The sequence below is a fragment of the Mediterraneibacter glycyrrhizinilyticus genome, from assembly GCF_015560805.1.
GTDB classification, from domain to species: domain Bacteria; phylum Bacillota; class Clostridia; order Lachnospirales; family Lachnospiraceae; genus Schaedlerella; species Schaedlerella glycyrrhizinilytica_A.
The window spans coordinates 202,822-217,293 of sequence record NZ_JADMSO010000005.1; the positions used below are offsets into that span (position 1 = coordinate 202,822).

The following is a 14,472-nucleotide window of genomic DNA, read 5'->3' on the forward strand; positions in this document are numbered from 1 at the left end:
ATGCGAAATAGAGTGAGAAAGAAAACAGAGTCGCAGGCAGTAAAAGACAGGCGTCTCGGACTGTTGCTGATGATTCCTGTTGTCATTGTCGTATTTGTCATCATGGGACTGCCTTTTATCCGGGCGATTTATTGGAGTTTCACAGATAAAGTGATCGGTGCGGAAGCAAATTTTATCGGACTTGATAATTATATTGAGTTATTCTCAGATAAGATTTATTGGAAATCACTTACGAATACACTGATTTACACCGTGCTTTGTATTGGAGCAAAACTTCTGATCGGTTTGTTATGGGCGGTATTGCTGAACCAGAATTTTAAAGGAAAAGGATTTTTCCGTACGGCACTTCTGATTCCGTGGGCACTTCCGGGAATGGTGGCAGCTATGACATGGCGCTGGATGTATGACAGCACTTATGGTATTATCAACAGTCTTCTGATGGACCTGGGAATCATAGATCTTCCGATCGCATGGCTGTCAAATCCAAAGATCGTGTTGTTCTCGGCGATCATCGTCAATATCTGGCGAGGTGTTCCGTTCTTCATGTTCAGTATATTGGGAGAATTGCAGACACTGGACCGGCAGGTGTATGAGGCGGCAACCGTGGATGGAGCAGGTGTTTTTAAACAGTTCTGGTATATTACATTGCCATCGATCATGCCGGTGATCAAGGTGACGACTCTTCTGTCTACAATCTGGACATTTAATGATTTTGAAAATGTATGGCTTGTAACAGGCGGCGGACCATTGTATGCGTCCAGTGTGATTTCAACATACACTTATGATATGGCGTTCATTCAAAATTCATTCGGTCGGGCGCTTTCGGTTGCATCGTCCGTCATTCCGATATTGATCATTATGATGTTGGTATTTTCAAGATTTGCAAAGAAAGATGAATAGGAGGGATCGTGTATGCGTTCAAGAAAGAGAAGCAAAATCATTAAGCGTACCGTCACCTATGTCATTTTAGGATTAGGGCTGCTTTGGACGGTATTTCCGCTGTATTGGATGGTAAAATCTTCTTTTACGGTGGCGAGTGAAATGTATGTGGCAAAACCAAAACTGTTTCAGTTTACTGCGACATTTGATCATTATATTGATCTGATCCAAAATGCAGGATTTTTAACAAATATTAAGAACAGTTTGATCATCGCGGGAATTACGACGGTCGTCGGTCTTTTGATCAGTATTTTTGCATCCTATGCGATGACAAGACTTCGTTATCCGGGAAGAAAGTTTTTCAGTGCATCCGTCATTGTTTCCTATCTTCTTCCGACAGCGGTTTTGTTTATCCCAATGTATATTTTTGTGAGCAATCTTGGATTGGGTGGAAGTAAATGGGCGATGCTGATCATTTATCCGACGTTTGTTGTTCCATATTGCTGTTATATGCTCCGGAGCTACTTTACTTCGATCCCGTATGCATTGGAAGAATCGGCGCTGATGGACGGATGTACCAGATTGCAGACACTTCGTTATATCATTATTCCGATCGCACTTCCGGGAATTGCGGTGGTGGCAACATTTGCATTTACAATGTCATGGAATGAATATCTTTACGCGATGATCATGACGACAAGTCAGGCCGAAATGACGGCGACGGTTGCAATTTCAAGCTGGAAATACGGAGATATTATCAATTGGGGAAGAATTATGGCCGGGTGCGTGGTGGCATCCCTGCCGGTTACGATCATTTATATTATCGCACAGAGCATGCTTGTATCAGGAAAGGCTGATGGAAGCGTGAAGTAGATTAAAAAATAAAAGACAGGCTGTGTGAAAATTGCATATTAGGAGGACATGTTATGGACAAGAATTTTGAACAGGTATTAGATCATGTGAATACATATTCCCGTCCATCGGAACTGAAGATTACAGATATGCGGGTGGTAGATATTGTAGATGCGCCGATGCATTGTACAATTTTGAAAATTATGACCAACCAGGGGATTACCGGATACGGTGAAGTCAGGGACGGAGGGTCCAGAAATTTTGCGCTGGCATTGAAGAGCCGGATCATCGGGGAGAATCCATGTAATATTGATAAGATCTTCCGCAGGCTGAAACAATTTGGAGGACATGCAAGACAGGGCGGCGGCGTATGCGCAATCGAATTGGCTCTCTGGGATCTGGCAGGAAAAGCTTACGGAATTCCGGTGTACCAGATGCTGGGTGGAAAATTCCGGGATCGGGTTCGATGCTATGCAGATACCGATGTTGAGGGAAAACATACCGGAAAACAGATGGGTGAAGCACTGAAAAAACGTATGGAAAAAGGCTTTACATTTTTGAAAATGGATTTGGGGATCGATCTGCTTTATGACGAACCGGGAGCGCTCTGTGCACCGCTTGGATTTGTTCGGGAATTGAAAGAAGCTTCCGAAAATTACAATCCGATTTCAAGAAATGTGAGTATGGAAGATCGGATCAGAAGAAATCATTTGTATGATATTCAAAATATTCCGCATCCGTTTACAGGAATTCAGGTGACAGAGCATGGATACGATATTTTAGAGCAGTATGTAAAGGATGTTCGTGATGTGATCGGATATGAAGTTCCGTTGGCGATCGATCATTTTGGACATATTGGTGTAGAATCCTGTATCAAACTGGCGAAACGGATTGAGAAATATAATATTGCATGGATGGAAGATATGATTCCGTGGCAGTTGACAAGCCAGTATGCACGGCTTGCAAAATCGACGGCGGTACCGATCTGTACAGGTGAGGATATTTATCTGAAAGAGAACTTCAAACCGCTGCTTGAAAGCGGAGGCGTATCCGTGATCCATCCGGATATCCTGACAGTGGGAGGCGTCCTGGAATTGAAGAAAGTCGGCGATCTGGCACAGGATTACGGAGTTGCGATGGCGATCCATATGGCGGAAACTCCGATTTCCGCGATGGCTGCGGCACATGTATCTGCAGCAACAGAAAACTTCTATGTACAGGAGTTCCATTCAGTTGATATTCCGTGGTGGAATGATCTTGTAAAGAAAGGTGTGAAAGCGCCGATCGTTGACAATGGTTACATTACAGTTCCGGATCTTCCGGGATTCGGAATCGAGGAACTGGACGATGAAGTGATCAAAGAACATCTGCATCCGGATTATCAGGGAATCTGGTTGCCGACGGACGAATGGAATCAGGATTATTCCCATGATCGTTGCTGGAGTTGATTGAGGAGGGAAGTAAACGATGCATTTTAATGTGAGAGAAGATATTATCCAATTGACATCAAAATGGACAGGAGAACGTTTTCCGGACGGACGTCCGAGAGTACCGGATGAGGATTTGGAACAGCTTCGGAAAATGACATTGGAAGAAATATGGATGCCGCTTTTTAATGCGGGATACAAAAATCAGTTTGAAGAACATCTGTATAAGCTTCATGATGACTGCAAGCTGGTAGGACGTGCAGTGACATCGGCATTTATTCCGACCAGACCGGATCTGGAAGAGACGGTAAAAGAAATCGGAACAGAAGAGGGACGAAAAGGAACGTGCAATCAGTGGGTGATCGATACTCTAGTTGAGGGAGACGTTGTTGTTGCGGATATGTATGATAAAGTATATGAGGGTACCTTTGTCGGAGGAAACCTTTCCACTGCAATCCGTAATCAGACAAAGACCGGAGGAGCAGTTGTCTGGGGCGGTATCCGCGATTTGGAACAGATTCAAGGAATCGAGGGAATCCAGATTTATTACCGCGGCGTTGATCCGACGCCGATCCGTGATTTTGTGATGAACGGGTTCAATACGCCGGTTATGATCGGCGGAGCAGTATGCCTGCCGGGGGACGTTGTATTCGGATATGGCGGCGGTGTGATCTTCATTCCGAGCCATATGGTAAAAACAGTCATTACACAGGCTCGTAAATCACATGTAAAAGACATGTTTGGATTTGAAATGATCCGCCAGAAAGTATATACAACGGCAGACATTGACATTGACGATTGGCCGGTAGAAATGATGGATCGGCTTGTCCATTATATCCAGACAGAAGAATGTGCGGCAGAGTACCGCGATCTGGACTGGACGCCGGAGTACGACCGTGTGCGGTAGGGTGATGAGACAGGAATAAGCAAGTACCGATTGACAACAAAATACTATGAGGGAAAAAGAACCTCTCAGGATGTTGACGATGAATTGAGTCGTCGATTGAATCCTGGGAGGTTTTTGAGTATATTTTGTTATGAGATTATGATACAATGTTTTGGTGAATGGATGGTATTAGTATTTGAGAAAAGATATTAAAAAATACGAGGAGAAAGATTATGCGAAAAGAAGCCACGATCGAACAATGGAAAGAACTTTATGAATCTGCGACAAGACTGAAATCGATGAAACCGTGGGAAACATTCTGGGATCTGGATATCATTGCAGTGCAGAATGGAGAAGAGGAAGACACCGTATTTTACAGTATTCTCGGTCATGGCGGAACGTGTTACGGAATTTCCGTCTACGAAGGATATGAGGCATTTAACACATTCATGATGCTGACAATGCAGGATCAATTAAATCTGCCGACGGGATATGCGATGTATTCACAAAAGAATCTGACCTGTTATTGGGGAAACAGAGAGGAACTGACAGAAAAGCAGAGAAGTGTGATCAAAGAATTGGGATATAAATACAGAGGAAAGAACCAGTGGCTTTATTTTCTCTCATTTGAGCCTGGATATAGACCGTATAATTTGGATCAGGATGAAGTGCTCCGGATGACAGAGCATTGTCAGAATTTGGAGCTGGCGTTGCAATGCTATGAAGACATGAAAGAACCGGTCGACTTTGCGAGTGGAGAAATGTTCTTGCTTGCGTTTGAAAAAGGAAAGAAGAAATGGAAATCCGGTGCTGCGCCGCTGCCTTTTACATGCTTCCAATTTGGAAATCTGATCATTACGGATGAGGAGTTACTTGCGGAACTGGAAACTTCCGATCGATATGATGTGATATTGGAAATGGAAACAGCGATCTCCGGTTTTTCTGTCAATGACAAGAAATATAAAAAACCGGCAAATCCGGCATTTTGCATGATCGCAGATGCGGAGTCGGGAATGATGCTGCGATGCGAAATACAGGATCCGGAGGAAGACGTGATCGCAGCGCTGGCGGAAGAATTGGTTGGATTTATTTTGAATGTCGGAATACCAAAGGAAATCAGGGTGTCCAATATTTTAGTGGAAGCCGGTCTGGAACAGATTTGCGATGTATGCGGGATCAAGCTTCGCAGAGTAAAGAGGCTGCAGGCGATGGAAGAATTTCTGGATGGAATGGAACGGTTTATGTAGTGTTTACAGAAAAAGGAGTATCAGAACATGCAGGTAAGCGCGGCATGCATCCGCTGTATGGCTGACCGTCAGGAAGAGCGGATACAAAGGAGAACAGATTTAGATGAGCAAATAAAAGCTAAATATATGAAAGCGGTGCTCCGGGTGATCGGTGAGAGCAAAGACGGTACATCCGCGCCCGAACTGGTGGAAGAAATCTCGAAAGTATACGAGTCTTTCTTCGGAAAAGAACAGGAATATACAAAGATAAAATACGAACATAATGAAAAGATGATGTTTGCGGAACAGGAAATTCAAAGTAATATTGAGCGGGCGGAAGATCCTCTGGCACAGGCAATTCTTTATGCACGCACAGGAAATTATATCGATTACGGTGCAATGGATGTTGTGGATGAGGGGATTCTTAAGGAATTGATTCAAAAAGCGGCGCAGGAAACATTGGATGCAGAGAATTATCACAGTTTCAGACAGGATCTGGAACAGGCGAAAACGCTTGTCTATGTTACGGATAACTGCGGGGAGATCGTATTGGATAAATTGCTCATCCAGGAGATGCAAAAACAATATCCTGCCTTGCAGATCGCAGTGCTTGTGCGGGGAAGAGAGGCGCTCAATGATGCGACGATCGAGGATGCAGAGCAGGTTGGTCTGATGAAACTTGTTCCGGTAGTTGGAAACGGAACAGGCATTGCCGGTACTGTGCTTGAGAAGATCACTGAAGAAGCGAGAAAGTTATTGAAAGAGGCGGATGTGATCTTAGCGAAAGGTCAGGGAAATTTTGAGAGCATGTATGGCTGTGGCTTGAACGTCTATTATTTGTTCCTCTGCAAATGCGACTGGTTTGTGAAAAGGTTCGGACTGACAAAAAACGCAGGCGTGTTCCTGCGGGAGGGAGAATATCATGAAGCGGGATATTGATATAGAACAAGTATCCGACGGTAAACGTTATACGTCAAATGACATGGTGCGGCTCGGCTGCGACGATTGCAGCGGCTGTTCCGACTGTTGTCGCGGGATGGGAAGCTCGATCCTATTGGATCCATACGATGCCTATCGACTGATGAAAGGACTTGGCTGCAGTTTTGATGCATTGCTGGTCGGGGACACAGAAGTAGCGAAGTCCCCGGTGATCGGACTGGATCTGGCAGACGGGCTGATCCTGCCGCATTTACAGATGACAGGAGAAACGGAAAGCTGTTCTTTTTTGAACGGGGAGGGACGGTGCGGGATCCATGAGATCCGCCCGGGATTCTGTCGGCTGTTTCCGCTCGGACGTATCTATGAAAATGGGACGTTTCGTTATTTTCATCAGATCCATGAGTGCAGCAAAGGAGGAAAGACAAAAGTCAAGATCAGTAAATGGCTTGGGATTCTGAATTTAAAACAGTATGAAAAGTTTGTATTGGACTGGCACGATTTTCTGGAAGAAGCAGGAGAGGAAGCGCGGCGGAAACAGGATGCGGACAGTATGAAACAACTTGGAATGGGGCTTTTGTATGTGTTTTACCGGAAGCCCTACGATATGGAAATGGATTTTTACGAGCAGTTTTATGCGCGGCTGGCACAGGTTTGGGACGGACAGAAATAAAAACCTATAAGATTTTGTAATGAAAAATCTTCGATTAGGAACTTGCCAACTATATAGAAGATGATGTAACATAGCAGAGAAGAGATGACCTGAAAATACGGAACAGTCTGATAGAAACAGAAGATCGAAAAAGGAGAGTCAGCTATGAATATGTTGTCAATCGAGCAGGAATTGAAGAGCAATGCTTACCCGGGAAGAGGGATTATCCTTGGAAAGAGCCCGGATGGGAAAAAGGCAGTTGCCGCATATTTTATTATGGGACGCAGTGAGAACAGCAGAAACCGGGTGTTTGTAGAAGAGGGTGAGGGAATCCGCACGCAAGCCTACGATCCGTCCAAGCTGACAGATCCGAGCCTGATCATTTACGCGCCGGTACGCGTACTCGGCAATAAGACGATCGTGACGAACGGAGATCAGACGGATACGATTTACGAGGGGATGGACAGGCAGCTCACATTTGAACAGTCCCTCCGTCAAAGAGAATTTGAGCCGGATGCTCCGAATTATACGCCGCGTATTTCCGGTATCATGCATGTGGAAAATGGAAAATATAATTATGCGATGTCGATCTTAAAAAGCAGCGACGGAGATCCGTCCGGATGCAATCGGTATACATTTGCCTACGAGAACCCGAAAGCGGGGGAGGGACATTTTATCCACACCTATATGCACGATGGAGATCCGCTGCCGAGTTTTGAGGGCGAGCCGAAACGGATCGCTGTGCCGGATGATATTGAAGAGTTTACAAAGCTGCTTTGGAACAGCCTGAATGAAGAAAATAAAGTGTCTCTGTTTGTGCGCTACATTGACATAGAGACAGGAGCACATGAGACGACGATCACAAATAAAAATGCATAATCGAAGAAAAGAGGCTGTAAATATGAAAGAATTAGAGTTAAAATATGGATGTAACCCAAATCAGAAACCGTCCCGGATCTATATGCAGGACGGAAGTGATCTGCCGATCGAAGTGTTGTGCGGACGCCCTGGATATATCAATTTCCTGGATGCGTTCAACGGCTGGCTGCTTGTATCGGAGTTAAAGAAAGCGACCGGACTTCCGGCGGCGACTTCTTTCAAACATGTATCTCCGGCAGGTGCGGCAGTCGGACTTCCGTTGGACGAGACGCTGGCAAAGATCTACTGGGTAGATGACCTCGGGGAGCTGTCTCCGCTTGCCTGTGCATATGCGCGCGCAAGGGGCGCGGACAGAATGTCTTCTTTCGGAGATTTTATCGCGCTTTCCGATGTCTGCGATGTAGATACCGCACGTCTGATCAAGCGTGAAGTGTCTGACGGTGTGATCGCGCCGGGATTTGAACCGGAAGCGCTGGAACTTTTAAAACAGAAGAAAAAAGGAAATTATAATGTGATCCAGATCGACCCGTCTTATGTGCCGGCGCCGCTCGAGCATAAAGAGGTGTTTGGAATTACATTTGAGCAGGGAAGAAATGAATTAAAGATTGACGAAGATTTCTTTGCAAATGTCGTAACTGAGAACAAAGAGATCCCGGAATCCGCCAAGATCGATCTGGCAATTTCGATGATCACGCTGAAATATACACAGTCCAATTCGGTCTGCTATGTCAAAGGCGGACAGGCGATCGGAATCGGGGCAGGTCAGCAGTCACGAATCCACTGTACCCGTCTGGCAGGTCAGAAAGCGGATAACTGGTGGCTTCGTCAGTCGCCGCAGGTTCTGGGACTTCAGTTCAAAGAGGGCATCGGAAGAGCAGACCGCGACAATGCGATCGATCTGTATATTGGTGATGAATATATGGATGTTCTTGCGGACGGTGTGTGGGAGAATACATTCCGCGTGAAACCGGAAGTATTTACAAGAGAAGAAAAACGCGCATGGCTTGATAAGCTGACAGACGTGGCACTCGGTTCGGACGCATTCTTCCCGTTTGGGGACAATATCGAACGCGCACACAAGAGCGGAGTAAAATATGTGGCACAGCCGGGAGGTTCTGTACGGGATGACAATGTGATCGCAGTGTGCAATAAGTACAATATGGCGATGGCATTTACCGGAATCCGTCTGTTCCATCACTAAAATGAACCGCCACAAAAACAGGAATTGGTGAATGATATGACAATAGAAACAAGGAGTTCGGAAGAGACTTTTGAGACAGGCTTCCGGATGGGGGAGCGCGCAAGAGCCGGTCAGGTATATACCCTGGCCGGCGATCTTGGCGTTGGGAAAACTGTATTTACGCAGGGATTTGCGAAAGGATTGGGCGTGGAAGAACACGTCAACAGTCCGACATTTACGATCGTGCAGGAATATGAGGACGGGCGTATGCCGTTCTATCATTTTGACGTATACCGGATCGGAGATATTGAGGAAATGGACGAGATCGGATTTGAAGAATATGTTGCCGGAGAGGGTGTGTGCCTGATCGAATGGGCGAATTTGATCGAAGAGATCCTGCCGGAAGAACGCACGGAGATTCTGATTGAAAAAGATCTGGAGCAGGGATTCGATTTTCGTAGGATCACTGTGACAGAGAAGAAGTAGAAGGGAAGTAGAAGATGAGGGTACTGGCGATTGACAGTTCAGGACTGACCGCGACGGTTGCGATCGTTGATGAGACAGAGACCATTGCGGAGTACACGGTAAATTATAAAAAAACACATTCGCAGACATTGCTGCCTATGATCGATGAGATGGTAAAAATGACGGAGACGGATCTGAACACGATCGACGCCATCGCAGTGGCGGGAGGACCGGGTTCGTTTACCGGACTTCGGATCGGTTCTGCGACGGCGAAAGGTCTGGGACTTGCGCTTGGAAAACCGTTGATCCATGTGCCGACGGTGGACGGACTTGCGTACAATGTATATGGCTGTGAGGATCTGATCTGCCCAATCATGGACGCGAGAAGAAATCAGGTATATACCGGAATTTATACATTTTCAAAGAAAGCCGGAGAAAAAGAGGAGACCAATGAAGTAGATCCGGTCTTTCAGGTGATCCGGATGCAGATGGCGATCGCGGTGGACGAATTGATCCAGAGACTGAATAATTATGGACGAGCCGTTGTGTTTTTGGGAGACGGCGTGCCTGTTTATGCACAAAAACTGGCGCAGGGGTTAAAGGTTCCGTATTCGTTTGCGCCTGCGTATATGAACCGGCAGCGTGCGGCAGTTGTGGGCGCGCTCGGGATTAAATATTATAAAGCAGGTAAATACGAAAGTGCGGCGGAGCATCGCCCGGATTATCTGCGTATGTCACAGGCGGAACGGGAGCGTGCCGAGCGGGAAAAGAAAGCAAAGGTGATCATCCGCGAGATGACGATGGAAGATGCTGCGGCGGTTGCGGAGATGGAGCATCAGATTTTCTCGGATGTGTGGAGCGAGAGCGGTATCTTGGAGACGCTTCATAATCCGCAGACGATCTGTCTGGTGGCGGAAAAGTCGGGAAAAGTGATCGGAAATCTGCTGGCGTATACGGCGGCTGACGAGGCGGAGATCGCACGGATCTCCGTTCTAAAAGAAGAGCGGAAGCAAGGATGCGGCAGACTGCTTTTAGATATGTTAAAACAGATTTCAAAAGAGCGGCAGATCGGGAAAGTGCTTTTGGATGTGCGCAGAAGCAATGCGGCAGCGCGTGCATTTTATGAAAAATACGGTTTTAAAGAGGACGGCATTCGTCCGGACTTCTATGAAAATCCGTCGGAGGATGCGATTTTGATGAGCGCTGAGATTCTTACAGGAGAATAAAAATGCGGAATTACGAAAAGATCATGAAAGAGAGTGAACGATTGCGGAAAACGATCTGTAATCGTTGCGGAAAAGAAATTCCGGTTGCAGACGGTTGTGAAACAGAGGGAGTTTTTCATGTGGATTACAAATGGGGATATTTTTCGGGGAAAGACGGGGAACGACATAAGTTTGACCTTTGTGAATCCTGTTACGATAGTCTTCTGGAACAATTTTGCATACCGGCGGAAATAGAGGGATGATATGTTAGATGTTTGTTTGCTTGGGTGCGGCGGAATGATGCCGCTTCCATATCGGTGGCTGACGTCACTGATGACCAGATATAATGGCAGCAGTCTGTTGATCGACTGCGGAGAGGGGACGCAGATCGCGATCAAAGAAAAAGGGTGGAGCTTTAAGCCGATCGATGTGATCTGTTTTACCCATTATCATGGAGACCATATCAGCGGGCTGCCGGGACTGCTCCTTACGATGGGAAATGCGGACCGACGGGAACCGCTTACCCTGATTGGACCAAAAGGGCTGGAGCGGGTTGTGACGGCGCTTCGTGTGATCGCGCCGGAACTGCCGTTTCCGATTCATTGTGTGGAGATCGAGGGGACGGAGCAGACGTTTGAAATGAACGGTTATCGTCTGAAAGCATTTCGTGTCAATCATAATGTGCTTTGTTATGGATACGCACTGGAAATCGACCGCGCCGGCAAATTTGATCCCGAGCGTGCAAAGGCAGAACAGATCCCACAGATGTATTGGAAGCATCTGCAAAAAGGCGAGACCGTAGAATACGAGGGGCGTATATTGACACCGGATCTGGTGCTTGGTCCGCCGCGGAAAGGGATCAAATTGACTTATACGACAGATACCCGCCCGACCGATTCTATCCGCGAAAATGCGAAAGGCTCGGATCTGTTCATCTGTGAGGGGATGTATGGAGAAAAAGAGAAGATCGCGAAAGCGCGGGAATATAAACATATGACATTTTACGAGGCGGCGCAGCTTGCGAAAGACGCGCAGGTAAAAGAAATGTGGCTGACGCATTACAGCCCGTCGCTTACAAGAGCGGAAGAATATATGGACGATGTGCGGAAGATTTTTCCGGCGGCAAAAGCGGGGAAAGATAAAATGTCCGCAGAGTTGAATTTTGAATAAAGAGAACAGAGAGTAAAGAATAGAGAGAGAATGAAGAAAACGAAAGAGGGCTGTTCATGAAAGAAATCAGAGACATTAATATATTGGCGATCGAGAGTTCCTGCGATGAAACTGCGGCAGCAGTCGTGCATAACGGGCGGGAAGTGCGTTCCAATGTCATTTCTTCCCAGATCGATCTGCACAAGCTTTATGGCGGCGTCGTTCCGGAGATCGCCTCGAGAAAACATATCGAGAAGATCAATCAGGTGATCGAGGAAGCGCTAAATGAAGCGGAAGTGACACTGGATGATATTGATGCGATCGGAGTGACTTACGGTCCGGGACTGGTCGGCGCGCTGCTTGTCGGAGTTGCCGAAGCGAAAGCGATCGCGTATGCGCGGAATCTGCCTTTGGTCGGCGTGCACCATATCGAGGGACATATTTCTGCGAATTATATCGAACATCCGGACTTGGAACCGCCGTTTTTGTGCCTTGTTGTGTCCGGAGGACATACCCATCTTGTCTGTGTAAAAGACTATGGGAAATATGAAATTCTCGGACGTACCCGCGATGATGCGGCGGGGGAAGCGTATGATAAGGTGGCGCGTGCGATCGGACTGGGGTATCCGGGCGGACCGAAGATCGACCGGATCGCAAAAGAGGGGAATCCGGATGCGATCGTATTTCCGAGGGCTAAGATGGAAGACTCTCCGTATGACTTTAGTTTCAGCGGGGTAAAATCCGCGGTGCTTAATTATATCAATGGATGTCATATGAAAGGCGAGACCTTTAATCCGGCAGATATTGCCGCATCTTTCCAGAAAGCGGTGGTGGATGTTCTTGTGGAAAATGCAATGAAAGCCGTGGAAGAATATGGAATGTATAAATTTGCGATCGCCGGGGGCGTTGCGTCCAACAGTGCGCTCCGCGAGGGAATGAAAAAAGCGTGTGAAGAGAGAGGGATTCAGTTCTATCATCCGTCTCCGATTTACTGTACAGATAACGCGGCGATGATCGGTGCGGCAGCTTACTATGAGTATCTGGCGGGAACGCGGCATGGATGGGATTTGAACGCGGTGCCGAATCTGAAACTGGGCGAGAGGTAAAGAAACGGTAAAGGAATATGGGATCTGGCGGCAGAAGCGGTGCTACCATAGAAAAACAGGAGAATAACAAATGGGAGAGTTGAGAAAAAAGCCTTGTACCGCAGTGATTCTTGCGGCAGGTCAGGGACGGCGTATGGGGACAAAGATACAGAAACAGTATCTTCTTCTGGCAGGGAAACCGGTATTATATTATTCGCTGGACACATTTCAGAAGTCAGAACTGATCGATGAGATCTGTATCGTGACCGGAGCGGGGGATGAAGAATACTGCAGGCAGGAAATCGTGGAACGTTATGGGTTTACAAAAGTAAATCAGATCATAGCCGGTGGGGCGGAACGCTACCTCTCTGTCTGGAATGCGCTTCAGACATTGGATGGAAACGGTTATGTATTTATCCATGACGGCGCGCGTCCGTTTGTGGATGAAGCAATGATCACGCGGGTCTATGAAGAAGTATGTGCTTTTCATGCCTGTGTAGTCGGAATGCCGGTAAAAGATACGATCAAAATTGCAGATGAGGATGGATTTGTAAAAGAAACGCCGGATCGCAGCCGTGTCTGGATGGTACAGACTCCGCAGGTATTTGAGACTGAGATCGTGAAACAGGCATATTCTAAATTGATGGAAACAGAAAAAACAAATGTGACGGACGATGCGATGGTCGTAGAGCGGATGATGCAGATTCCGGTAAAGTTCGTGGAGGGTTCCTACGAAAATATTAAGATCACAACACCGGAAGATTTAAAAATCGGAGAAATATTTACAAAAGACCGTTGACGCGACAAATGTTTTATGTTAATATAGCACTTGCGTTGAAACGCGCAGAGTGAGATCTGAGCAGAAAACGCAGAAGTGCATATGGAGAGGTATCGAAGTGGTCATAACGAGGCGGTCTTGAAAACCGTTTGTCCGCAAGGGCGCGTGGGTTCGAATCCCACCCTCTCCGCTTGAAGCCAAAAGAGCAGTTCCTTGTTGGGACTGCTTTTTCCTTTTCCCATCCAAGCGGTATGGTGGGGGAACAAAGCAACGCTGCTTTTGTACAAGAGATAAAAATGTAAAATAAATAAGTTGTTAGAAAAGTCAGAAAAAATAACGTAAAAAGTAAAAAAGAAGAAAATTAAGAAAATGTAAAAAAATACTGGACATTATTCGCAGAATCGTGTATATTAAATATCGACCGTTTTGGAGAAGTACCCAAGCTGGCCGAAGGGGCTCCCCTGGAAAGGGAGTAGGTCGTTAGTAGCGGCGCGAGGGTTCAAATCCCTCCTTCTCCGTTTGTCCTGTCTTGCAAAAAGATGGAACAAAAGTTGAAATCAAAAAGATTTCAAAAAAATAAAAAAAGTCCTTGACAAGTGAAGGTGAAACGTGCTAATATAGCTAAGCTGTCACATGAGAGGACAAGCAAGAAAGAACCTTGATAACTGAACAATAGACAACAGATCCTTGAAAATTTCTTAAGAGAAGATTTTTAAGAACGGTTTGAAACAAACCAAACAGTAAAAAAGGAAAAGAATTGCTAGCAGCGATTCTTGACCAAGACAAACACTTTTAACGAGAGTTTGATCCTGGCTCAGGATGAACGCTGGCGGCGTGCTTAACACATGCAAGTCGAACGAAGCACTTTACCGG

Annotated in this window: 15 protein-coding genes, 2 tRNA genes and 1 rRNA gene; all 18 read left to right on the plus strand. The window is 46.4% G+C overall.

The window, feature by feature from the left end; translation table 11 throughout:
- A complete protein-coding gene (locus I2H87_RS07220) occupies positions 1–900 on the plus strand; it encodes a carbohydrate ABC transporter permease (RefSeq protein ID WP_054705017.1) in 900 nt (299 codons plus the stop codon).
- A gap of 12 nt (positions 901–912) precedes the next feature.
- Positions 913–1,752 carry a carbohydrate ABC transporter permease gene (locus I2H87_RS07225; RefSeq protein WP_022152214.1) on the plus strand — a complete coding sequence of 280 codons (840 nt, stop codon included), beginning with the start codon at positions 913–915 and terminating at the stop codon, positions 1,750–1,752.
- 53 nt (positions 1,753–1,805) lie between these two features.
- Entirely contained in the window at positions 1,806–3,179 is a 1,374-nt protein-coding gene (locus I2H87_RS07230) for a mandelate racemase/muconate lactonizing enzyme family protein (protein WP_195609611.1), read from the plus strand.
- A gap of 19 nt (positions 3,180–3,198) precedes the next feature.
- Entirely contained in the window at positions 3,199–4,065 is an 867-nt protein-coding gene (locus I2H87_RS07235; RefSeq protein WP_195609612.1) for an RraA family protein, read from the plus strand.
- 212 nt (positions 4,066–4,277) lie between these two features.
- The gene (locus I2H87_RS07240; protein ID WP_009269069.1) at positions 4,278–5,291 is read left to right on the plus strand and encodes a DUF7309 domain-containing protein; all 1,014 of its coding nucleotides are present in this window, start codon (positions 4,278–4,280) and stop codon (positions 5,289–5,291) included.
- 27 nt (positions 5,292–5,318) lie between these two features.
- A complete protein-coding gene (locus tag I2H87_RS07245; RefSeq protein WP_009269070.1) occupies positions 5,319–6,209 on the plus strand; it encodes a damage-control phosphatase ARMT1 family protein in 891 nt (296 codons plus the stop codon).
- On the plus strand, positions 6,193–6,879 hold the full coding sequence (locus tag I2H87_RS07250; protein ID WP_009269071.1) for a YkgJ family cysteine cluster protein: 687 nt from the start codon (positions 6,193–6,195) through the stop codon (positions 6,877–6,879). Before I2H87_RS07245 ends, I2H87_RS07250 begins: the two co-directional genes overlap by 17 nt.
- Before the next feature lie 144 nt (positions 6,880–7,023).
- Positions 7,024–7,737: an IMP cyclohydrolase gene (locus I2H87_RS07255; protein WP_009269072.1), complete on the plus strand. Its 714-nt coding sequence runs from the start codon at positions 7,024–7,026 to the stop codon at positions 7,735–7,737.
- Complete coding sequence (locus I2H87_RS07260) at positions 7,730–8,938, plus strand: phosphoribosylaminoimidazolecarboxamide formyltransferase (protein ID WP_279306358.1); 1,209 nt, start codon at positions 7,730–7,732, stop codon at positions 8,936–8,938. The genes I2H87_RS07255 and I2H87_RS07260 overlap by 8 nt, the downstream gene beginning before the upstream one ends.
- Positions 8,939–8,974: 36 nt before the next feature.
- On the plus strand, positions 8,975–9,403 hold the full coding sequence (gene tsaE / locus I2H87_RS07265; protein WP_195609613.1) for a tRNA (adenosine(37)-N6)-threonylcarbamoyltransferase complex ATPase subunit type 1 TsaE: 429 nt from the start codon (positions 8,975–8,977) through the stop codon (positions 9,401–9,403).
- Between the two features lie 14 nt (positions 9,404–9,417).
- On the plus strand, positions 9,418–10,608 hold the full coding sequence (tsaB, locus tag I2H87_RS07270) for a tRNA (adenosine(37)-N6)-threonylcarbamoyltransferase complex dimerization subunit type 1 TsaB (protein ID WP_195609614.1): 1,191 nt from the start codon (positions 9,418–9,420) through the stop codon (positions 10,606–10,608).
- 2 nt (positions 10,609–10,610) lie between these two features.
- Complete coding sequence (locus I2H87_RS07275; RefSeq protein WP_054705040.1) at positions 10,611–10,850, plus strand: hypothetical protein; 240 nt, start codon at positions 10,611–10,613, stop codon at positions 10,848–10,850.
- Between the two features lies 1 nt (position 10,851).
- Entirely contained in the window at positions 10,852–11,757 is a 906-nt protein-coding gene (locus tag I2H87_RS07280; RefSeq protein ID WP_022152223.1) for a ribonuclease Z, read from the plus strand.
- A gap of 56 nt (positions 11,758–11,813) precedes the next feature.
- Positions 11,814–12,842, plus strand: coding sequence for a tRNA (adenosine(37)-N6)-threonylcarbamoyltransferase complex transferase subunit TsaD (gene tsaD / locus I2H87_RS07285; RefSeq protein ID WP_009269078.1), 1,029 nt, complete (start codon positions 11,814–11,816; stop codon positions 12,840–12,842).
- Between the two features lie 70 nt (positions 12,843–12,912).
- Positions 12,913–13,620, plus strand: coding sequence for a 2-C-methyl-D-erythritol 4-phosphate cytidylyltransferase (gene ispD, locus I2H87_RS07290; RefSeq protein ID WP_117549635.1), 708 nt, complete (start codon positions 12,913–12,915; stop codon positions 13,618–13,620).
- 83 nt (positions 13,621–13,703) lie between these two features.
- Positions 13,704–13,789 (plus strand) — tRNA-Ser (locus tag I2H87_RS07295).
- 238 nt (positions 13,790–14,027) lie between these two features.
- Positions 14,028–14,117: transfer RNA gene (locus I2H87_RS07300), tRNA-Ser, on the plus strand.
- Between the two features lie 273 nt (positions 14,118–14,390).
- A 16S ribosomal RNA gene (locus tag I2H87_RS07305) occupies positions 14,391–14,472 on the plus strand; the annotation flags it as partial.

Excerpts from the sequence above, each read along its gene's own strand:
- I2H87_RS07220 (WP_054705017.1), top strand. The coding sequence starts at position 1 with ATGCGAAATAGAGTGAGAAAGAAAACAGAGTCGCAGGCAGTAAAAGAC.
- I2H87_RS07225 (WP_022152214.1), top strand. The coding sequence starts at position 913 with ATGCGTTCAAGAAAGAGAAGCAAAATCATTAAGCGTACCGTCACCTAT.
- I2H87_RS07230 (WP_195609611.1), top strand. The coding sequence starts at position 1,806 with ATGGACAAGAATTTTGAACAGGTATTAGATCATGTGAATACATATTCC.
- I2H87_RS07235 (WP_195609612.1), top strand. The coding sequence starts at position 3,199 with ATGCATTTTAATGTGAGAGAAGATATTATCCAATTGACATCAAAATGG.
- I2H87_RS07240 (WP_009269069.1), top strand. The coding sequence starts at position 4,278 with ATGCGAAAAGAAGCCACGATCGAACAATGGAAAGAACTTTATGAATCT.
- I2H87_RS07245 (WP_009269070.1), top strand. The coding sequence starts at position 5,319 with ATGCAGGTAAGCGCGGCATGCATCCGCTGTATGGCTGACCGTCAGGAA.
- I2H87_RS07250 (WP_009269071.1), top strand. The coding sequence starts at position 6,193 with ATGAAGCGGGATATTGATATAGAACAAGTATCCGACGGTAAACGTTAT.
- I2H87_RS07255 (WP_009269072.1), top strand. The coding sequence starts at position 7,024 with ATGAATATGTTGTCAATCGAGCAGGAATTGAAGAGCAATGCTTACCCG.
- I2H87_RS07260 (WP_279306358.1), top strand. The coding sequence starts at position 7,730 with ATGCATAATCGAAGAAAAGAGGCTGTAAATATGAAAGAATTAGAGTTA.
- tsaE (WP_195609613.1), top strand. The coding sequence starts at position 8,975 with ATGACAATAGAAACAAGGAGTTCGGAAGAGACTTTTGAGACAGGCTTC.
- tsaB (WP_195609614.1), top strand. The coding sequence starts at position 9,418 with ATGAGGGTACTGGCGATTGACAGTTCAGGACTGACCGCGACGGTTGCG.
- I2H87_RS07275 (WP_054705040.1), top strand. The coding sequence starts at position 10,611 with ATGCGGAATTACGAAAAGATCATGAAAGAGAGTGAACGATTGCGGAAA.
- I2H87_RS07280 (WP_022152223.1), top strand. The coding sequence starts at position 10,852 with ATGTTAGATGTTTGTTTGCTTGGGTGCGGCGGAATGATGCCGCTTCCA.
- tsaD (WP_009269078.1), top strand. The coding sequence starts at position 11,814 with ATGAAAGAAATCAGAGACATTAATATATTGGCGATCGAGAGTTCCTGC.
- ispD (WP_117549635.1), top strand. The coding sequence starts at position 12,913 with ATGGGAGAGTTGAGAAAAAAGCCTTGTACCGCAGTGATTCTTGCGGCA.